The sequence below is a fragment of the Streptomyces sp. NPDC007901 genome (assembly GCF_042959465.1).
Lineage (GTDB): Bacteria > Actinomycetota > Actinomycetes > Streptomycetales > Streptomycetaceae > Streptomyces.
Map to the genome: position 1 here is coordinate 51202 of NZ_JBIBKW010000011.1, position 21183 is coordinate 72384.

The window sequence follows — 21183 nt, forward strand, 5'->3', positions numbered from 1 at the left end:
TCCATGGGTGGGGGGAGGTGCGGTGGCTACCACGTCCCCAGGGTGAGGACGTGGTCTTCTCCGGCGACGAGGTCGAGCGGCCGACCGCCGGAGGAAGTCCACAGGTCGATACGGAGCGTCCGGTGCGGCTTCACGACGGCTCGCGCACCGTCGGGGGTCCAGGACAGGTCGAGTACGGCTCCGAAGCGGGTGCGGATGCCGTGCAGCCGGCCTTCGGGCAGCGCCCGCGGCCGTGCCGGGAACAGGACCAGGCGGTCCGGGGTGGACTGGACGAGGGCCTCGATCAGTACGGCGGGCAGGGTGTGCGCGGCGTCGGCGTTGTAGACGTCGAGGTCCGGGTAGTGGGAGCTCATCAGGGAGGCGTGGAAGAAATCGCCGTCCAGGACCCGGGCGAGGGCGGCTGCGACCCGTTCGCCGTCCCGCAGCCGGGCCGCGACGAGCGCGTGGTGGAGGTGCCCGTGCGCCGAGTCGTTCTCGGCGCCGCGCAGTTCGAGCGCGCGGTGGGCGGCCGCCGCGAGGTCCGGGGTGTCGTACGGGGTGATCTCGTCGAGCGGCCAGACGCCGTAGAGGTGGCTGAGGTGGCGGTGGTCGTAGCTGTCGTCGAGCCCCGGCCAGGCCCATTCGGCGAGCGCGCCGTCGGCGTTGACACGGTGTGCGGGCAGCCGGTCGGCGAGGGCGCGCCAGCGGTCGGCGTCCGGGCCCGGGTGGTAGTCGGCGGCCGTACGCAGGGCGTGCCGGGCGGCCGAGAGGTCCATCGCCGCGTTGATGGCTCCCCAGCTCGCGTTGGCGGGCCGGTTCTCGGGCGAGTACGAGGGGACGACCACGATCCGCCCGTCGGCGTCGGACCGGGTGAGGAAGTCCTCGTAGAACGCGGCGACTTCGGCGAGCACGGCCGCCGTGCGCGGATCACGCTCGCCGCGGATCTCGTCGTGGTCGACGAGCGGCTTGAGCAGCCAGTCGGCGCCGGCGGTCCACAGGTGCAGGGGGTACTCGCGGCTGAAGTGGTACGACAGCCCGGACTCCCCGTCGCTGTGCGCGGGTGCGACCACGCCCCGGGCGCCGAACACCGCGCGGGCGTTCTCCCGCCAGTCGGCCACCTGACGATGAATCAGGGTGGCCTGTGCTCCGGTGACTTCGGGCAGGTCGGCCATGGCCGCCGAGGCGGTCTGGAGATTGACGTTGGCGTCGTTGGTGAAGGCTCCGGACCAGGCGGTGTCCCAGTCGCCGGTCCACAGCCCGGTCAGGCGGGGCGGGTTGAGGCCGGAGGCGGAGAGCAGGTGGTAGCGGCCGGCGGCGAAGAGCCGTTCCAGCAGGGCGGCCTTCGACGGCTGCTTGATCAACTCGGAGCCCGGCAGCGCCCGTTCGGCCGGATCCGCGCCCAGATCGAGGGTGACCCGGGTGTAGGCGGTGCGGTGCAGGTCGAGGTGGCGGGCGAGGAGGGAGTCGTACGACTGCCCGTCGGCGAGCAGTTCGCGCAGCTCCCGCGCCTCCGCGCCGACGTCGAGCTCGCCGGTGTGGCGGCGGACGCGGGTGAGGAGGAGCACGGTGGAGGCGCCGGCGACCCGGACACCGGGCGGGGAGAGCTCGGCGGTGCCGCCGGTGACGGCGACGAGGGTGACGCCGGTGTAGGCGCGGTCGCTGTCGGGGTAGCGGGCGCGGAGGCTGAGCAGGGCGCCCTCGGGGGTGCGGAGGGCGCCGTGGCCGACGCCCAGGGCCTGCGGGGCGCCGGGGAGTCGGTGGTCGAGGGAGATGTCGAGGTCGGCGGTGGTGGTGATCCGCTGCACGACCACGTCGTCCGCGCGGGAGACGAAGACACGGCTGGCCCAGTCGGTGGCGGTGGCGATGACCTCGCCGGTGGTGAAGTCGACGGAGCGGCGATAGCCGTCGGCGCCGCCGGTCGCTGTGCGGCGCAGCCGGGTCTGGAAGGCGGGGTGGAAGGGTTGGACCCACTGGAGGGGGCGGCCGTCGGTGAGGCCCTCGGCGGCCTTCAGGTCCCCGGCGAGCAACCGGTCCTGCACGTCCGCGAGTCCGGCGGCCAGCCGGGGCGGGCGGGCGTGTTCGCCGCCGTTCGGGCGGACCAGGGTGTGATGGGTGACGATGACGCGGTCGTCGTTCGGATCACCGAACACGAGGGCGCCATGGCGGCCGTTGCCGCTCAGGAAGCCGTCCTCCCAGCGGGCGGCCGGGGCGGGCTCCCAGGTTCCGTGGACGGGGCCGGTGGTGGTCATGGCAGCTCCGGTGATCGTCGTGACTTCAGCACCGCCACTCCGTACCGGCCGAGAACGATCTCGTCAATGACGAGGGAGTCGGTGAGCAGGTCCTGGTGTGCGCCGGGCACCGGGACCCGCACCGCCTCCCGCCCGTGGTGGAACAGGAACAGCAGCTCACCCCGGCGGACCGCCTCCACCCCGGTCGGCAGCCCGTCGAGCACGGGCCGGACACCCGCCCCGGCGGCGATCCCGCCGACCAGCTCCCGCAGCGCCTCCGGTTCCGGGAGCGTGGAGACGTACCAGGCCCGCCCGTTGCGCAGTACGGCCGGGAGTCCGTCGAGTTCGCCGCCCTTGTAGGCCACCGCCTCGTCGACCCCGGGCGCGGCCTCGATCTCCTCCGACCACAGGGTCCCGCAAAAGCCCTCGCACGCGACGGTCTCCCCCGCGTCCAGCGGCCACCACTCGTGCAGGGTGCGGATGCCGAACAGTTCGCGCAGCCGCGCGTCCATGCCACCGGGGCGGATCCGGTCGTCCTCGTCGGCGACGCCGGTGAGGAAGCCGCTGACGAGGGTGCCGCCGATCCGGACGTAGGCGAGGAGGTTGTCGACGGCGGTGTCGGTGAGCAGGTAGAGCTGAGGGACGACCACCAGCTTGTAGGCGGACAGGTCGTGTTCGGGATGGGCGAAGTCGGTGGTGAGGTTCGCCTCCCACAGGGCGCGGTGCCAGGCGTGCAGGACGTCGGGGAGGTCCACCTCCGTGGAGAGGCGGCCTTCGTGGGCGCCGGCCCACCAGGAGTGCCAGTCGTGGAGTACGGCGATGTCCGCGCCGATGTGACGATCGGCCACTTCCGCGCCGATCCGCGCGAGTTCGGCGCCAAGCTGCTTGACCTCCTGGTACGTACGGCCCTCCTCCCCCGCGTGGCTGACCATCCCGGAGTGGAACTTCTCCGCGCCCTGCCTCGACTGCCGCCACTGGAAGTAGCAGACGGCGTCCGCTCCCCGGGCCACGGCCTGGAGGGACCACTGACGGTTGAGCCCGCGCGGCTTGGGGTGGTTCACGCCACGCCAGTTGACCGGCCCCGCGGCCTGCTCCATCAGCATCCAGGGGCCGCGCGCCTGCGATCGGGTGAGGTCGTGGACGAGCGCGCCGTGCTGCGCGCCCAGCGGATCACGCGGATCGGGATAGAGGTCGACGGAGACGACGTCCTCCTCCTCGGCCCAGCGCCAGGCGTCCTGGCCGATCCAGAGCGGCATGAAGTTGGTGGTCACCGGGATGTGCGGGGTGTGCCGGGCCACGATGTCCCGTTCGGCCGTGTAGCACTCCAGAAGCATGTCGGAGGTGAAGCGGCGGAAGTCCAGCACCTGGGTGGGGTTCTTCAGGTAGTGGGCGTGACGCGCGGGCAGGATGCCGTCCCAGGTGTCGTATCCCTGACTCCAGAACGCCGTCCCCCAGGCCGAGTTGAGGGCGTCGAGGGTGCCGTAGCGCTCGCGCAGCCAGCGGCGGAAGGCGGCGGCGGCCTCGTCGCCGTGGTCGAAGGTGCAGTACTCGTTGTTGATGTGCCACATGGTGAGGGCGGGGTGGCCGCCGTAGCGGGCGGCGAGGTCCTCGGTGATGGCGGCGGCGTAGCGGCGGTAGGTGGCGCTGGAGTGGGAGAAGTGCTGGCGGCCGCCCCACCACTCGGTACGGCCGTCGGCGTCCCGGGGCAGCGTGTCCGGGTGCAGCCGTCCCAGCCACGGCGGCGGGGAGGAGGTCGGGGTGGCGAGGACGACGCCGATGCCATGGTCGTGCATCAGGTCCATGAGCCGGTCCAGCCAGCCGAACTCCCGCTCCCCCGGCTGGGGTTCCAGCTTCGCCCAGGAGAAGACACCCATGGTCACGGAGTTGACGCCGGCGGCCCCCATCAGCCGGACGTCCTCCTGCCAGGTCTCCTCGGGCCACTGCTCGGGGTTGTAGTCACCGCCGAAGAGGATGCGGCCCCGGGTGGTGTCGGAGAGTCCGGGGCGCCTGCGTTCGGCCGTCATACCGGTTCTCCGTACTGGATGCCGCGTCCGTTGGTGGCGAGGTAGACCCGGCCGTGGATGCGCGGGTCGCCGGTGACGGCCTGCCCGGTCCAGCCCCACTGGTGCCGGTCGTCGTTGATACGGGTCCAGGTCGCGGCCTCGTCGTCGGAGCGGTGGATGGCGGTGACGGCCTCGGTGGAGCCGACGAGGTAGATCGCCGGGTAGTCGGCGCCGGGCGCCGCCTTGCCGAAGCCGAGGGTGTAGGCGGCCCGGCAACTGCCGACCTTGGCGAAGGTGGCACCCCCGTCAGTGGACCGGTACAAGCCGTTCCACTTCACGCTCAGCCACAGGTCGCCGGACCGGCCGGGCGCCGCGACCAGCTGGAACTGGCTGTCCCCGGCGGGCAGCCCGGTCGCACGCGCCGTGAACGAACGGCCACTGTCAGTGCTGGCTTGTAGCGTTCCGGTGTCGGTGTCGTACGCGTAGAAGAGCGTCGGGTCGGCCGGGTCGGCGACCGGCGTGGCGCCCTTCGGGAAGGAGGAGATCTCGGTCCAGGTGGCGCCGTTGTCGTCCGACCGGTGGGCGGGGTACTTGGTCCCGTCCCAGTGCACGAAGGACCACAGCAGCGCGCTGCCGTCGGCGGTGGTGGCGATCGGCCCCGGTGCGTCGTGGGCGAGGGAGGGCTGGGCGGCGAAGGGCGCCCAGGTCCGGCCCCCGTCGTTCGAGTACGCGCCGTTGCCGTGGTCGCCCCAGCCGGTGCGGACCACGTACGCCGGCCTGCCCGCGGCCTGCGCGAGCCCCGTCGCCGACCCGAACACGGGGTTCGTGGCCATACCGCGGGACGGAGACGCGGTGAGCCGCTCGTGGTACATCACGCCGATGTCCCCTGAGCCGCTCAGCAGGTGTGCCTCCCCGACCGGGGGCGACACCAGCTGGACCACGGACGTCTCCTCCAGGCCGCGGACCCGCGGGGCCCAGTGGACGAGGTCGCGGGTGCCGTAGAGGGTGGCGCCGGTGCCGTACACGATGTGCCGGGAGTCGTACGGATCCACCGCCACGGCCTGGATCCACCACCCGAACTTGGGCTGGTCGCCGCCCCACTTCAGGAAGGGAGTCTCGGTCACGTCGAAGACAGCGGAGTCCTTGAGGGACGTCCACGTCCGGCCGCCGTCGGTGGTCCGGTAGAGGGTGTCGACGGCCGCCCAGCGGTTGTTGGTGGAGACGACGACGGTGCCGGGGTGACGGGCGTCCACGGCGACCCCGCCGTAGCCGAAGGTGTCGCTGCCGCCGGGTGCGGCCGGGGTGACGTCGGACCACCGGCCGCTGCCGACGGCCAGCTTGTGCACGCTTCCGTCCGCCTGGCCGTTGGGACCGGGGGCGTCGGCGTACGTCACGTACAGCTCGCGGGCGTGGCGGTCGTAAGCAGCGCGGATCGGGACCTTGGCGGCGGTGCCGGTGGGCTGCCCGGGCACGGCCTGCCAGTCCGTCCCGTCGGAGGTGCGGTACAGGTTGACGGCGCTCGCGCCGCCGTCGCCGTCCGCCCAGCCGGCGTAGACGGCGCGGCCGACGGCGACGAGCAGGCTGACGCCCTGGCCGGAGGCGGCGGGGGTGGCCGGGAAGCCGGGCGCCGCCGCCCAAGTGGCCCCGCGGTCCGTCGACCTGAGCAGTCCGTCGTGCCGGGTGCCCAGCCACAGGGTGTCGCTGTCCCGCGGGTCGACGAGGAGACGCTCGCCCATGCCCCGGCCGTCCTCGTTGGCGCCGAGCTTCACGGTGAGGTCGGTCCGGGTCCAGCTGGCGCCGCGGTCCTCCGAGCGCAGGATCGCGCCGTTGCCGGCCCAGGACTGGGCGTAGGTGCCGAGGGCCAGGTAGAGCCGGTCCGGGTGGGCGGGGTCGACGGCGAGCGCCTCCACCCCGAGGAGGTTCCAGTCGTCCCAGCCGAGCTGGTCGGTGAGGGGGGTCCAGCGGGCGGCCCGGTCGTCCCAGCGGTAGGCGCCGCCGATGTCCGTACGGGCGTAGGCGAGGCCGGGGGTGGTGGGGTGGAAGAGGACACCGGTGACGAAGCCGGTGCCGCCGATCACCGCGTTGCGCCAGCGGTACGCCCGCGGCTGGGGCTCGGCCGCGTGGGCGGTGGCCGTGAAGGTGGGCAGGGCGGTGACGGCGGTCGCTGCTGCCGTACCGGCAAGGACGGTTCTGCGGCTCAGGGTGGGCATGGGGAACCTTCGGTGGGCGTGGGTGGGTTGGTGGTCGGGGGTGGAGGCTGGGGGCGGGGGACGCTTACCGGCGCCGGCAGGGTGCCTCCCCCAGCCTTCGGCCGGGGGGACCCCCAGCGCCCACCCGTGCCGCCCTGGGGGCACCTCCCAGGCCCTTAAGGCACTGGGGGAGGCACGACTGCCCGCGGCTTTGAAGAAGCGACGGCTGCAGCGCCCCTTCAGGGACGCTGGGGGTCCCCCGGCCGAAGGCTGGGGGAGGAACTGCGCGACCAGCTCCACTCACCCGCAGCCGCAGCCGCTCCCCGCCACTCCCCTCAGAAGGCGCAGTCGGCTACCCCTTGACCGCCCCGGTCAGCATCCCCTTCTTGAAGTGCTTCTGGACGAACGGCGAAAGGACCGCCACCGGCAGCAGCGCCATCACCATCACCGCCATCTGCACCGCCAGTCCCGACAGCTCCCCCGTCTTGATCGCCTGGCCCAGCCCCACCGGGGCCTGCTGCTTCTGGACCAGCTGGATCATGACGTTCTGCAGCGGCATCTTGTCCTGGTCGTTGAGGTAGAGGGACGCGTTGAACCACGCGCTCCAGTACCCGACCGCGTAGAAGAGCGTGATGACCGCGAGGACCGCCCGGGACAGCGGCATGACGATCTGCCACAGGATCCGGAAGTCACCGGCGCCGTCGATGCGCGCGCTGTCGATCAGTTCCTGCGAGATGCCCATGAAGAAACCGCGCAGGACGAGGATGTTGAAGACGCTCACCGCGCTCGGCAGGATCAGGGCGAGATAGCTGTCGGTCAGGCCCAGGGACTGGACCAGCAGGTACGTCGGGATCAGGCCCGCGCTGAAGAACATCGTCGCGAGCAGCAGCATCAGGAACCAGCGGTGGCCGAGCGAGCCGATGCGCGAGAGGCCGTAGGCGCACAGGACCGACACGGCCATCGAGAACAGCGTGCCGACGAGGGTGATGAGGACGCTGATGACCGTGGCACGGGTGACCTGGCCGCCGCTCAACAGCTCCTTGTAGGCGACGAAGGTGATGCCCTTGGGCACCATCACCAGCCCGCCGGCCTGGTCGATGGTCTTCCGCGAGGAGAGGCTGGTGACGACGATGATCCACAGCGGGAAGAGGACGCCCAGGCAGGCGAGGGCGAGGACGAGTCCTTTGCCGGCCACTCCGGCCCTGCTCGGCTCCTCCTCCCACACCGGCCGGGGCGGCGCGGCCCACCGGGACGGTTCCCGTACGGGCGGCTTGTCGATGACGGCGGTCATTTCTTGTACACCCCCTGCTCGCCCATGAGATGGGCCACCTTGTTCGCGGCGAGGACCAGGCCGAGGCTGACCACGCCCTTGATCAGGCCGGCGGCGGCCGCGTAGCCGAAGTCCTGGTTGCGGACGCCGTTCCACCAGACGAAGGTGTCGAGGACCTCCGAGGCCCCGGGGCCGACGGCATCGCGCTGCAACAGGATCTGCTCGAAACCGACCGTCAGCGCGTCACCCACCCGCAGCACCAGCAGCAGGGCGATCACCGGCCGCAGGGCGGGCAATGTGACATGCCACATGCGGCGCCAGCGGCCCGCCCCGTCCATCGCCGCCGCCTCGTAGAGGTCCGGGCTCACGGACGCCAGCGCCGCCAGGAAGACGATGATCCCCCAGCCGGCGTCCTTCCAGACGCCCTCCGCCGTGACCAGGAACTTGAAGGTCGACGGGTCGGACATGATGTCGAGGCCGTCGTAGCCGTGCTGCCGCAGCAGCTGCGACAGCAGGCCCGCGCCGCCGAAGATCTGCTGGAAGACGGAGATGACCAGCACCCAGGAGAAGAAGTGCGGGAGGTACAGGACCGCCTGCGCGAGCGCCCGTACCCGGGGCCGGACCACGCTGTTGATGAGCAGGGCGAGCGCGATCGGGATCGGGAAGAACAGCACGAGCTGCAGGAAGAACAGCACCAGGGTGTTCTTCACCGCGTTCCAGAACGCCGAGTCCGCGAAGATCTGCTGGAAGTTCTCCACGCCCACCCAGGCGCTGTGCAGCATGGAGACGATGCCGTTGTCGCTGACGTACGGGTCGTAGTCCTGGAAGGCGACGATGTTGCCGAGGATCGGCAGGTAGTTGAAGACCAGGAGCAGCAGGATCGCCGGCAGTGTCATCAGGATCAGTACGCGGTCGCGTCTGAATCTGAGACGCAGGCTCAGTTTCCCGGCCTTCTCCTTCTTCCGGGTTCCGGTGGTGCCGTCGGACGCCACCGGAGTCCTCCCCGCTCTGTCGTCTGCCTCGGCCCTGCTGCGAGGCACCGTGCTGTGGGACACGGCCGTTCTCCTTGCCTCGGTGCCTGGTCAGCTCGCGGACGAACCGTTGTCGTCGAGCAGCTTCTGGTACCAGTCGCGCAGCCTGTCGCCGCCCTTGCTCTTCCAGTCGGAGACGGCCTGCTGCATGTCGCTGATCTTCTTGCGGCCGCGCGTGATGTCGTCTTCGAGCTGCTCGAAGTCGTTCATGAGGTTGGTGTAGCGGGACGGCTCGGTGATCATCTGGCCGAAGAAGCTGGACTTCTTGGTGAAGGAGCCCATCCGCTGCTGCCACTCGACCTGGGCCTTGGCGACCTCGGGGAAGTCGGGGTGGGCAATGGTGGAGGCGGGGCTGGCGACCATCACGTAGGCGTTGATGACCTCGTTGTTGCCCTGGGTGGTCTTGGTGGGCACACCGTTCTTGACGGTGTAGTGGGTGCCCTCGACGCCGTAGTTGGTGGCCATGTACTCCTTGGTGCCGTACGGCGCGGCGGTGGTGTTGGCGACGGCCAGCACGTCGTGGATCACGGACTCCGAGGCCTTCTTGTTGATGAAGGCGAAGATGCCGGCGGGCTGTTCGGCCCAGACCTGCGGGTTGCCGCCGTCGTGGGCGTAGACGTCCATGCCCCAGATCTTGTAGTCCGGGTTCTGGGTGGCCTGTTCGGCGGTGCGGCTCCACCACTGGCTGATGTCGTTGGGGTAGATCAGGAACTCGCCGGCCGCGAACTTGGGTCCCGCGTCGGGGGCGTTCTTGCCCAGCATGGAGTCGGGGTGGACGACCCCGGCGGCGAAGAGCTTACGGGTCCACTCCAGCGCTTCGAGGTATTCCTGGGTCTCGATGCGGTTGACCAGCTTGCCGTCGACGAGGTTCCAGCCGAGCGGCTTCTCGCTGCCGGACAGCACGCTGAACATCTGCCAGGCGGTCCACTTCATGTCCATGCAGGCCCAGCGCTTGGCCTTGGCGTTGGTGATCTCCTTGGCCAGGGCGAGGAACTCGGCCGCCGAGCGCGGGACCTCGTACCCCTTCTTGTCGAAGATGTCCTTGCGGTAGAAGGGCACGATGTTGGTCACGTACGAGGCCGGCATCGGCAGGCCGCGCAGCTTGCCGCCGAAGATGCACCGGCGCCAGGCGTCGGTCGGGATGGCGGCGAGGTTCGGGTAGTCCTTGACCTTGTCGCCGGACAGGTACGGGCCGAGGTCGGCGAACTTGCTGATGATGGCGGTGGGTATCTTGCCGCCCATGTTCCAGTTCGGGACGACCACGACGTCCGGCACCTCGCTGGAGGCGAGGACCGCGCCCAGCTTCTGGTCGTAGGTGTTGCCGTCCTGGTTCTGCCACTCGACGTCGACGCCGATCATGCTGTTCATCGCCTTGTAGTAGGCGTTGTCCTGCTTCGGCGGGGAGCCCCAGAACGGGGCCATGATGGTGACCTTGCCGCCCGTGCCGAGCTTCTTCGGGACCGAGGTCTTCAGGGTGGCCAGGTCGAGCTTGCTGGTGAAGCCGATCGACGAGCCGTTCTTCGACGGGATGTCCGGCGTCACCACGTTGTTGGCGACGTACGACGGCAGCAGCTTCTTCGCGTCCTTGCCCGAGGAGGAGCCCCCGCCCGACCCGGTGTCCGACGCCCCGCAGGCGGCGAGCAGCGGCATCCCGCCCGCCACCGCTGCGGTGGCGACTGCCGTGGAGGCGAGGAAAGTTCTCCGGCTCGGCCCGGAGGAGGCGGAAGCGGCGTTCGGCGTCATTGCGTCAACCCTTCATGGCGCACCAGGACACCCGGCGGTGGCCGTCGGCTGCGGTGTCTCGAGTGGAACTGGCTGAGCTGAAGCGATCCTCCGACCTACGACCCCTGTGGTGCGTCCCCTGTCGTGTGGCGCTGGGGCGGACCGGCTAGTCGAAGCGCTTCGATGTTGCTGCGAGGTTAAGTGAACACCCGGGGGTGCACAAGGGTCGCTTCCAAGATTCCTCCAAGCCGACGCGGGTGACCTCTCTGTATGCGCTGCTTGAAATATCGATGTGGGTCTCTTGACACCCACCCCTGCGTCGAATGAGCATCGAAGCGCTTCGAAAGCGCCTCGCCGCTCCATCGCAAGGGGAACCGCACGTGACCGCAAAAACGCCGCCTACGCCGCCTTTCCGCGATCCGCACCTGCCGTTCGCGAAGCGCATCGACGACCTGCTGACGCGGCTCACCCTGGACGAGAAGGTCTCCTTCCTGCACCAGTTCGCGCCCGCCGTGGACCGTCTGGGCATCGCCGCCTTCCGCACCGGCCAGGAGGCCCTGCACGGGGTCGCCTGGATGGGCCCGGCGACGGTGTTCCCGCAGGCGGTGGGGCTCGGCGCCACCTGGAACACCGAGCTGGTCCGCCGGGTCGGCGAGGCCGTGTCCAAGGAGGTCCGGGCGATGCGCGCCCGCGACGACCGCGTCGGCCTCAACGTCTGGGCCCCCACGGTCAACCTGCTGCGCCACCCCCTCTGGGGCCGTAACGAGGAGGGCTACTCCGAGGACCCGAAGCTGACCTCCGCCATCGCCACCGCCTACACCCGGGGCCTGCGCGGCGACCACCCGGTGTACTGGCGCACGGCCCCCGTCCTCAAGCACTGGCTGGCCCACAACAACGAGACCGACCGCGCCACTTCCTCCTCCTCGGTCCGCCCGCGCGTGCTGCACGAGTACGACCTGCGCGCCTTCCGGGAGACCGTGGAGGCGGGCGCGGTGGCCGGGGTGATGCCCGCCTACAACCTGGTCAACGGCCGCCCCAACCACGTCTCCCCGTACCTGCGCGAGCACCTGCGCACCTGGACCGACGAGGACCTGCTGGTCTGCTCGGACGCCGGCGCGCCCTCCAACCTGGTCGACCACGAGCACTACTTCGACACCCACGAGGAAGCCACGGCGGCCGCCCTGCTCGCCGGCGTCGACAGCTTCACCGACCACGGCACGGACGGCTCGCAGATCACCGCGCGGATCCAGGGAGCCCTGGAGCGGGGCCTGGTGACCGAGGCGGACATCGACACGGCGGTCCGCCGCCAGCTCTCGGTCCGGTTCCGCCTGGGCGAGTTCGACCCGCACGACGACCCGCATCCGGGCACCGCCGAGTTCGACACCCCGGCACACCGCGCGCTCGCCCAGGAAGCGGCGGAACAGGCGGTCGTCCTGCTCAAGAACGACGACTCCTTGCTCCCCCTCGCGTCCGACACCCGGCTCGCCGTGGTCGGCCTGCTCGCCGACGAGTGCAAACTCGACTGGTACAGCGGCACGTTGATCCACCGCTCGACTCCCCTGGAGGGCCTGTACGAGCGGTTCGGCGCGGAGCGCGTGGAGTTCGCGGAGGGCGTGGACCGGGTCCGGCTGAAGCTCGCGGACGGCACCTTCCTGCACGTACCGCCGGCCCCCGAGGCCGCCGACGAGGTGCGCGGTGCGGCGGGCGCCCTGGACCCGGCGCTGCTCGCGGGCCGGACGGACCTGCCACCGCTCACCGCCGACGCCACCGGCACCGAGTTCGCCCTCGTCGACTGGGGCGAGGGGGTGCTGACGCTGCGCGCGCCGGACGGCCGCTACCTCTCGGTCGCCGACGACGGCTTCGTCCGCGCCGCCGCGGACCAGCCCGGCGGCTGGGTCGTCCAGGAGACATTCCGCCTGGAACCCCATGACAACGGTCACCTCCTCCGGCATCTCGGCACGGGTCGCCACGTCTCTGTCGCCGCCGACGGGGTGAGGGTTGCCGCCGAAAACGCTTCCATCTTCGAACTGATCATCGTCGAACGGGGTGCGGACGCCGTCGCCAGGGTGGCCGCCGCGGCCGACGCCGTCCTGGTGGTCGCGGGCAACGACCCGCACATCAACGGCCGCGAGACCGAGGACCGTACGACCCTGGCCCTGCCCCCGCACCAGGAGCGTCTCCTGCGCGCCGCCCGCGCCGCGAACCCGAGGACCGTGCTGGCACTGACGTCCGCCTACCCCTACGCGGTGGACGTGGCCCGTCTCCCGGCCGTGCTCTGGACGGCTCACGGCGGCCAGGCGGCCGGCACCGCCCTCGCCCGCGTCCTGGCCGGTGACGTCTCCCCCGCGGGCCGCCTCCCGCAGACCTGGTACGCCGCCGACGCCGACCTGCCCGGCCTCCTTGACTACGACATCCTGGGCGCCCGCCAGACGTACCTCTACTTCGAGGGCACCCCGCTCTTCCCGTTCGGCCACGGGCTGTCCTACGCGTCCTTCTCCTACGCGGACCTGGCGACCGAGGTGACGGGCGGGACCCTCCGCGTGACCTTCGCGGTCGCCAACACCGGCGATGTCACGGCGGACGAGGTGGTCCAGCTCTACACCCGGCCCGTCGAGCCGTCGTCGACCCGCCCGCGCCGCGAACTCCTCGCCCACCGCCGCCTCACCCTGGGCCCCGGCGAACGAGCCGAGACCGACTTCGAAGTCCCGCTCTCCGCCTTCGGGTTCTGGGACGTGGCGCACGGCCGACGGCGCCTTGAGCAGGGTCCGTACGACGTCCTGGTCGGCGCGTCCAGCGAGGACGTCCGCCTGCGTACGACGCTGGTCCTGGACGGCGAGCGGGCGGCACCGCGCCCCGTCGTCGAACGCGGCCTGGACGCGGCCGACTTCGACGAGCAGTCGGGCATCGCGATCGTGGACCGTACGAAGTCGGAGGGCGACGCGGTCACCCCCGAGGGCGAAGGCCCCGGTGAACTCGTCTACCGGAACTGCGACTTCGGTCAGGGAGCGACGGGGGTGACCGCACGGGTGTCGGGCACGGGCACGCTGGAACTCACCCTGGACGGCGGCCCGTTGCTGGCGGCGCTGACACTCGCCGAGCCGACGCCCGACGCGTACGCATACGTCTCACTCACCGCCGGCATCGCCGCCGAGGGCGTCCACGACGTCCGCCTCGCACTGCGCGGCCCGCTGCGGCTCGCGCACGTCGGCTTCTCCGGTTGAGGGTCCGGAGCGGTCGGCACACGGAACGGCCGCAGCCCCCGCACAGCGGGCTGCGGCCGTTGCGTCGCTCTCCGAGCTGTCCGTGGCAGGTCAGAGGGCGAGGCCGGTGAGGACCAGGACGCGCTCGTAGGTGTAGTCGTCCATCGCGAACCTGACGCCCTCGCGGCCGACGCCGGACTGCTTGACGCCGCCGTACGGCATCTGGTCGGCGCGGTAGGAGGGGACGTCGCCGACGATCACGCCGCCGACCTCCAGTGCGCGGTGGGCGCGGAAGGCGGTCTGCAGGTCGTGGGTGAAGACGCCCGCCTGGAGGCCGTACTTGGAGTCGTTGACGGCGGCGAAGGCCTCCGCCTCGCCGTACACCTTCTGCACGGTGAGGACGGGTCCGAAGACCTCCTCGCAGGAGACGGTGGTGTCGGCCGGGACGTCGGTGAGGACGGTCGGCGCGTAGGTGGCGCCGTCGCGGTCGCCGCCCGTGAGCAGGGTGGCGCCGTCCTCGACGGCCTCCTTCACCCACGCCTCGACGCGCTCCGCGGCCGCCTCGCTGACCAGCGGGCCGACGTCGGTCTTGGCGTCCGCCGGGTCACCGGTGACCTGGGCCTCGACGGCGGCGACGATGCGCGGGAGGAGACGGTCGTAGACGGACGCGTCGGCGATGACCCGCTGCACGGAGATGCAGGACTGGCCACCCTGGTAGTTCGAGAAGGTCGCGATGCGGGTGGCGGCCCAGTCGAGGTCGGCGTCGGAGGCGTAGTCGGCCAGGACGACCGCGGCGCCGTTGCCGCCGAGCTCCAGGGTGCAGTGCTTGCGCGGCACCGAGTCCATGATCGAGTAGCCGACCTTCTCGGAACCGGTGAACGAGATGACCGGGAGGCGCTCGTCCTGGACGAGGGCGGCCATCTTGTCGTTGGCGACCGGGAGGATCGACCAGGAGCCGGCCGGGAGACCGGTCGTCTCGGCGAGCAGGTCACCGATGATCAGGCCGGAGAGCGGGGTGGCCGGGGCCGGCTTGAGGATGATCGGCGCACCGGCCGCGATCGCCGGGGCGATCTTGTGGGCGCAGAGGTTGAGCGGGAAGTTGAAGGGCGCGATGCCGAGGACGACGCCCTTCGGGAAGCGGCGGGTCAGCGCGAGCCGGCCCTGGCCACCGAGGTCGGTGTCCAGGCGCTGGGCCTCGCCGCTGTTGAAGCGGCGGGCCTCCTCGGCGGCGAACCGGAAGACGGAGACGGCACGGCCGACCTCGCCGCGCGCCCACTTGATCGGCTTGCCGTTCTCGGCGGAGATCAGCTGGGCTATCTCCTCGGTGCGCTCGGCGAGCCGGCGGCTGACGTGGTCGAGGGCCGCGGCGCGTACGTGGGCCGGGGTGGCGGCGAACTCGTCCCGTACGGCGTACGCGGCGGCGACCGCCTCCTCGACCTGGTCGTCGGAGGGCACGCTGACCTTGCCGACGAGGCGCCCGTCCCACGGGCTGGTGACGTCGAAGGTGTCCTCGCCGGTGACCTGACGGCCGGCGAGCCAGAAGGCGTGGGTGGAGGTCATGTGCGAGTCCCGGCCCTTCCGCGTAGAGGGGTGTGTGCTTGGCTTTCGACTCCACCGTAGGTCGGCGCGGGCGAAGGTGTGTTTGTCCGGGGTGTAGTGGTCGGGGCGGGAACTGTGCCGGATTGGTGCGGTGCGGGACCGACCGGCCTTCCTCGCTTTCGAACACCGGACAGACCGAGACACCCCCACGGCCCGCGGCCGACACAGGGCCGCCGCCGCTCACTCCCCCGACGTCGCCTTCAAAGCCAGCCACAGCTCCATCCGCACGTCCGGATCGTCCAACGACCGGCCCAGGATCTCCTCGACCCGCCGCATCCGGTAGCGAAGCGTGTGGCGGTGGACGCCCAGGTCCGCGGCGGCCGCGTCCCACTGGCCGTGCCGGGACAGCCAGGCCCGCAGGGAGGCCACCAGGTCGCCCCGGCCGGTCGCGTCGTGCTCGTGCAGCGCCCGCAGCAGACCGTCCGCGAACGCCTTCACGGCGTCGTCGGCCAGGAGCGGCAGCACCGACCCCGACGCCAACTGCTCGTGCTCCACCAGGACCCGCCCCCGCCGCCGCGCCACCGACAGCGCCTGCTCGGCCTGCTTGTAGGCCGCGGCGGCCGCGATCGGACCGGCCGGCGCGGACATGCCCACGACCAGGTCGTCGTCCTCCTCGGAGGCGCCGCCCTGCTCCGGCACCGCACGGGCCGCCTCCCGGGCCGCCGCGTACTCCGCACAGGCGCCCACCGCCGCGCCCGCGTCCGCGGCCAGCACCACCAGCCGCTCCCCCTCCGGCACCACCAGCACCGCCTCCCCGGCACGTGCCGCCGCCGACTCCACCGCCTCCGTGAGGCCGGCCAGCAACTCGGCACCCGCGTCCGCGACGATCATCCGGAACGGTGCGTCGAGCAGCCCGCCGTACAGGTCCCCGGCGACGCCCCGGGCATGGTCCGGCTGCCCGGCGAGCAGCATCCGCAGTACCGCCGCCCCGACCCGCTGCTCGGCCGCGCGCAGCGAGCGGGAGCGTTCCGTCGTGAGGGTGAGCAGCGCGATCGCGGAGTGGACGGCGTAGCGCTCCGCCGTGCCCAGCGCCGCCGCCGTGCCCACCGCCAGGGCCGCCCTGGGGCGGCGGCCCGTGCCGAGCGAGTGGAGTTCCACCCGGTCCTCGTTGTCCGGGCCGCCGACCACCGAGGAGGCCGGCGCCGGGCGCTCGCGGAGGCGTTCCACCTCGGCCGTCAGCCGGGCCGCCCTGCGTCCGGCCCACTCCGGCGCCGTGGCGACCACGGCGCCGGACGCGTCGTACAACGCCGCCCAGCCGTCCACCTGGGCCGCGAGGGCGGACAGCACGCCCTCCGGGCCGGCGTTCAGCGCCTGCCGGGTCAGCTCGCGCTGGGCGGCGAAGCCCGCCGTCACCGCCCGGTACTGGTCGGCCGCGATCGCCGCCGAGACCGCCTTGCTGATGGCGAGGAAGGGGGTGCGGCGCGGTACCTCCAGCAGCGGCAGGCCCTCCTGCTCCGCCGCCTCGACCAGGGCCCCGGGGATCTCCTCGTAGTTGACCCCGACGGCGAAGCCGAGACCCACCACACCTGCCCCGACCAGGCGTTTCACATAGCGCCGCATCGCCTCCGGATCCCCCGCGTCCAGTTTCAGCGCGGTGATCAGGAGCAGTTCCCCGCCCTCCATGTACGGCACCGGGTCGGCGAGTTCGCTGACATGGGCCCAGCGCACGGGCACGTCGAGGCGGTCCTCGCCCGCGCGCACGGTCAGTTTGAGCGCGGAATGGTGGACGAGCGAGGCGAGCGTGGGTGGCATCGGGCCGTCAGTTCTTCTCTTCGGTCGTGAACAGGGACAGCGGGGCAGCGAGACAGGGGACTCATGGCCTTTGGCCGTCTCGTATGAACGGCCTCTCTCGATTCTGCCTCACTGTACGGTCGCGTGTGCGCCCCTGTTCAGACCCGGCCGCCGCCCCTCAGATCCACCAGCAGGGGCGGCGCGTGCTCGCCCTTGACGGTCGTGAGGGAGAGGACCGCGTGGCCCGGCGGCACCCCGTGGGCCAGTTCGGAGGCCGACCAGCGCTCCCGCTCCACCTGCCGGACGGTGACCGCCCGCGCCGTGGCCGCCTTGCCCGTGATGACCCGGCGGACGACGTGCAGCGCCTTGCCCGCCGGGGTCTCCGCGATGATCTGGCGGTCGGTGACGTCCCGGGCCTCGATCCACTCCTTGCCCCAGACCTCGGCGAAGTCCTGGCCGTCCCAGGGGGTGAGGCCGGAGAAGGCCATCCGGCAGCCGGCGGCGCCGAGCAGGGGACTGCGCAGCGGACGCGGTACGTCGTCCAGGGTGCGCAGGGTGAGTGCCACGCCGGCGTTCGCCGAGCGCAGCCGCTGGATGCCGCGGACCGCCTCCGGCGTCACCACGCCCGTGGCGTCGTCCAGGAGCAGACAGGCGAAGAGCGAGCGGTCGTCCCGGACCGTCACGCTCGCCGTGAACTGGGCGAGCACCAGGCGGGCCAGGATGCGGGAGGCGTCCGCGTGACCGCGCTCGGGCAGGTCGATACGGACCCGGACCGGGTGGTCGAGGGCCTTGAGGGAGAAGGGGCGGGACGAGCCGGAGGTGTCGAAGAACCCGGCGAAGGCGGGGCGGTCGAGGAGGGCGATGCGGTCGGACAGGACCGCGCCGACGTCCCCGGGGTGTCCCATCTGGCGTTCCCGCGCGTCGAGTTCGCGCAGCAGCGACTCATGGCCGGTGTCCGTCAGCGCCTTGCGGAGCGCGGCGAGCGGGCCGGGGGCGCCGTCCAGGAGCCGGCGGAGTTCGGGGACGGAGGGGAAACGGCCGTGGACCGCCTTGAACGGGCCGATCAGCTGGGCGAGGACGGTGGTGGAGCGGCGGCTGTCGCTGCCGGGGTGCGGGTCGGCGAGGTCGCCGGCGAGGGCCTCGGCGAGTATGGCGGCGGCCTCGTCGGGGTCGGTGGTGCCGCCGTACAGGTCGAGGTCGTAGACGGACTCGGGGTGGGCGATGCGGACGACGACGTCGTAGGCGTCGGCGGGTCCCAGCCCGGCGCCGGCCGCGCCGACGACGACCACGGAGGCGCGTCCGGCGAGCGCGTGCAGGCACAGCGACTCGGCGAGCGGGCGGACCAGGCTGCCGGTCTTGCCGGAGCCGGCCGGGCCGACGGCGAGCAGGGAGGTGCCGAGCAGGTCGGGGCCGAGGGCGAGGCCGGTGCCGCGGTACTGGTACGGGTTGCGGGGGTCGTCGGCCGTCGTGCCGAGCCGGACCTGGCCGGTGACCATGTCGTGCTGCGCGTGCCGCGCGGGCAGGTCGCGCTCGCCGGAGGGGTGCAGACAGGCGGCGGCGCCGTCCTTGACCACGGCGGCGGTGAACGTCGCCATACTGTGCCGACCGCTCCGCACACCCTGCCAGGCCCGGGCGATCCGAGCGTGGTCGACGTCCCGCATCAGGCCGGTCCGCGCGTCCCCGGCGAGCCGGTCGGCGGCATCGCTCGCGCCGGCCTGGCGAAGGTAGAGGAACTCGGCGGGGTCCTCCTCGGGGGCGGGGGGCCGTTCCGCGGCCGGCGCGGCCCGGTTCCAGGCGGGTGGACCGTAGCGGCGCCAGACCTCGCCCCAGCGGCCGAGCTTGCCCACGACGACCGCGATGAGGAGGGCGACGAGGATCTGGTAGCCCCGGTACAGCATGAGTACGCCGACCTCGCCGAGCGAGCTGTCCCCGCCGCGCCACGAGTGGGGGACGATCAGGTCGAAGGGGACCCACCACCATGCCCCCAGATAGTTGTTCTGCAGCAGCGACCAGACCAGCCAGCCGACCAGGAACGCGATGAGCGCACCGCTCAGCAGCTGCCGGGCCGGGACCTGGTCCGGCTCCTGCTCCGGCCGGGGCTTGTACCCGAACCGCCACACCCCCGGCACCGTCTCGGGCCTCGGTGTCCGCAGCCAGCCCAGGAAGGCCGAGCCGTCCGGGAGCGGCGGCATCGTGGGGGGTGCCGTCGGTCGCGGCGGTACCGCGGGCGCGGCCTCGGCCGGCACCGCGCCCCCGTCCTGCGGCCGCGCCGGACGCGGTACAGGATTCGCATGCGTGCCCCGCGCGTCCCGCGTCCCGTCGCTGTCCATCGCTCTCGCTCCCTGACCAGCCGTTCCGTCCACCGTCAGCGGCCAATCTAACGCCCTCACAAGGGGAGTTCACCGCTTACGCGGCCGAGGAACCTCACGGCCCCGCCACCCGCACTATGTCCACCACGGACAACGTCACTCTCCGACAACGCCCACATGGAGCATGCCCACCTCCCACACCCGGCCCTAGCCTGCGAAGAAAGAAGGAAAGCGTCGGAAAACGCACCACCGGAGCCGCCGGACGGGACCGTCCGGTACGCATCGGCTCGCACCACTCATCAGGGAGCCCCCATGACCGCACTTCCGCAGGAGCGCCGCGTCGTCACCGCCATCCCCGGCCCCAAGTCGCAGGAGCTGCAGGCCCGCCGCCTGGCCGCGGTCGCGCAGGGCGTCGGTTCCGTGCTGCCGGTGTTCACCGCCCGCGCGGGCGGCGGCATCATCGAGGACGTCGACGGCAACCGTCTCATCGACTTCGGTTCCGGTATCGCCGTGACCAGCGTGGGCGCCTCCGCCGAGGCCGTCGTACGGCGCGCGAGCGCCCAGCTGGCCGACTTCACCCACACCTGTTTCATGGTCACGCCGTACGAGGGGTACGTCGAGGTCGCCGAGGCGCTCGCCGAGCTGACCCCGGGCGACCACGAGAAGAAGAGCGCCCTGTTCAACTCCGGCGCCGAGGCCGTCGAGAACGCCGTCAAGATCGCGCGTGCGTACACCAAGCGGCAGGCCGTGGTCGTCTTCGACCACGGTTACCACGGCCGGACCAACCTGACGATGGCGCTCACCGCCAAGAACATGCCGTACAAGCACGGCTTCGGCCCGTTCGCGCCCGAGGTCTACCGGGTGCCGGTGGCGTACGGCTACCGCTGGCCGACCGGCGCGGAGAACGCCGGCCCCGAGGCCGCCAAGCAGGCCATCGACCAGATGTCCAAGCAGGTCGGCGCGGACAACATCGCCGCGATCATCATCGAGCCGGTACTCGGCGAGGGCGGCTTCATCGAGCCGGCGAAGGGCTTCCTGCCGGCGATCAGCCAGTTCGCCAAGGACAACGGCATCGTCTTCGTCGCGGACGAGATCCAGTCCGGGTTCTGCCGTACGGGCCAGTGGTTCGCGTGCGAGGACGAGGGGATCGTCCCGGACCTGATCACCACCGCCAAGGGCATCGCCGGCGGTCTCCCGCTCGCCGCCGTCACCGGCCGCGCCGAGATCATGGACGCCGCGCACGCCGGCGGCCTCGGTGGTACGTACGGCGGCAACCCGGTCGCCTGTGCCGGTGCGCTCGGGGCCATCGAGACGATGAAGGAGCTCGACCTCAACGGCAGGGCGAAGGCCATCGAGGCGATCATGAAGCCGCGGCTCACCGCCATGGCCGAGAAGTTCGACGTGATCGGCGACGTCCGCGGCCGTGGCGCGATGATCGCGATCGAGCTGGTCAAGGACCGTACGACGAAGGAGCCGAACCCGGAGGCGACCGCCGCCCTCGCCAAGGCCTGCCACCAGGAGGGCCTGCTGGTCCTGACCTGTGGCACCTACGGAAACGTGCTGCGGTTCCTGCCCCCGCTCGTGATCGGCGAGGACCTCCTCAACGAGGGTCTCGACATCATCGAGCAGGCCTTCGCCCGTATCTGAGTCACAGGGTCCCCACAGCCCGCCCCAAGGCTGTCGAACCCCTGTGCCACAGCCGCCCCACCCCCCTCACCCGGCGTGATGTGGCGGGCTGGGGCGGCCCCCGTCAGGCCGTGTGAAGAAGGTGTGCGAGGTGGATGACGGGACGCGATTCCGCCTGTCGCGGCACCCCACCCTGCCGTAGGTTCTATCCAGATGAGAGATACACCCCGCCCACAGGGGACTGTGGGCGATTTCAGGCCGGGGCCTCCCCAGCTTCGACCTGGTCGTGCCCTCGC

The 21183-nt window shown here is 71.8% G+C and carries 11 protein-coding genes; 2 read left to right on the forward strand and 9 right to left on the reverse strand.

What is annotated here, in order from left to right; genetic code table 11:
* Window positions 1-26: 26 nt before the first annotated feature.
* The 6 genes from ACFZDK_RS31765 to ACFZDK_RS31790 all read right to left on the reverse strand — a co-directional run bounded on the left by ACFZDK_RS31765 (window position 27) and on the right by ACFZDK_RS31790 (window position 10443).
* Window positions 27-2228, reverse strand: a complete 2202-nt coding sequence (locus ACFZDK_RS31765) for a glycoside hydrolase N-terminal domain-containing protein (protein WP_390977365.1) — start codon at window positions 2226-2228, stop codon at window positions 27-29.
* Window positions 2225-4231 (reverse strand): beta-galactosidase, encoded by a 2007-nt coding sequence (locus tag ACFZDK_RS31770; RefSeq protein WP_390977366.1) that lies wholly within the window; start codon window positions 4229-4231, stop codon window positions 2225-2227. The genes ACFZDK_RS31765 and ACFZDK_RS31770 overlap by 4 nt, the downstream gene beginning before the upstream one ends.
* Complete coding sequence (locus ACFZDK_RS31775; RefSeq protein ID WP_390977367.1) at window positions 4228-6420, reverse strand: 1,4-beta-glucanase; 2193 nt, start codon at window positions 6418-6420, stop codon at window positions 4228-4230. The genes ACFZDK_RS31770 and ACFZDK_RS31775 overlap by 4 nt, the downstream gene beginning before the upstream one ends.
* 331 nt (window positions 6421-6751) lie before the next feature.
* Window positions 6752-7690 carry an ABC transporter permease subunit gene (locus ACFZDK_RS31780; protein WP_390977368.1) on the reverse strand — a complete coding sequence of 313 codons (939 nt, stop codon included), beginning with the start codon at window positions 7688-7690 and terminating at the stop codon, window positions 6752-6754.
* A complete protein-coding gene (locus tag ACFZDK_RS31785) occupies window positions 7687-8724 on the reverse strand; it encodes an ABC transporter permease subunit (RefSeq protein WP_390977369.1) in 1038 nt (345 codons plus the stop codon). Before ACFZDK_RS31785 ends, ACFZDK_RS31780 begins: the two co-directional genes overlap by 4 nt.
* Before the next feature lie 27 nt (window positions 8725-8751).
* Window positions 8752-10443: an extracellular solute-binding protein gene (locus ACFZDK_RS31790; RefSeq protein ID WP_390977370.1), complete on the reverse strand. Its 1692-nt coding sequence runs from the start codon at window positions 10441-10443 to the stop codon at window positions 8752-8754.
* Between the two features lie 359 nt (window positions 10444-10802).
* Here ACFZDK_RS31790 and ACFZDK_RS31795 point away from each other — a divergent pair, with 359 nt between their 5' ends.
* Window positions 10803-13643 (forward strand): glycoside hydrolase family 3 C-terminal domain-containing protein, encoded by a 2841-nt coding sequence (locus ACFZDK_RS31795; protein ID WP_390977371.1) that lies wholly within the window; start codon window positions 10803-10805, stop codon window positions 13641-13643.
* A 90-nt stretch (window positions 13644-13733) separates the two neighbouring features.
* On the opposite strand, the gene ACFZDK_RS31800 is transcribed toward ACFZDK_RS31795, so the two are convergent.
* The 3 genes from ACFZDK_RS31800 to ACFZDK_RS31810 form a co-directional block, all read right to left on the reverse strand.
* Window positions 13734-15182, reverse strand: a complete 1449-nt coding sequence (locus tag ACFZDK_RS31800) for an aldehyde dehydrogenase family protein (protein WP_390977372.1) — start codon at window positions 15180-15182, stop codon at window positions 13734-13736.
* Window positions 15183-15401: 219 nt separating this feature from the next.
* A complete protein-coding gene (locus tag ACFZDK_RS31805; protein WP_390977373.1) occupies window positions 15402-16973 on the reverse strand; it encodes a PucR family transcriptional regulator ligand-binding domain-containing protein in 1572 nt (523 codons plus the stop codon).
* Between the two features lie 137 nt (window positions 16974-17110).
* Complete coding sequence (locus ACFZDK_RS31810; protein WP_390977374.1) at window positions 17111-19282, reverse strand: ATP-binding protein; 2172 nt, start codon at window positions 19280-19282, stop codon at window positions 17111-17113.
* A 291-nt stretch (window positions 19283-19573) separates the two neighbouring features.
* Here ACFZDK_RS31810 and gabT point away from each other — a divergent pair, with 291 nt between their 5' ends.
* Window positions 19574-20908, forward strand: a complete 1335-nt coding sequence (gene gabT / locus ACFZDK_RS31815) for a 4-aminobutyrate--2-oxoglutarate transaminase (RefSeq protein WP_390977375.1) — start codon at window positions 19574-19576, stop codon at window positions 20906-20908.
* Window positions 20909-21183: the final 275 nt, after the last annotated feature.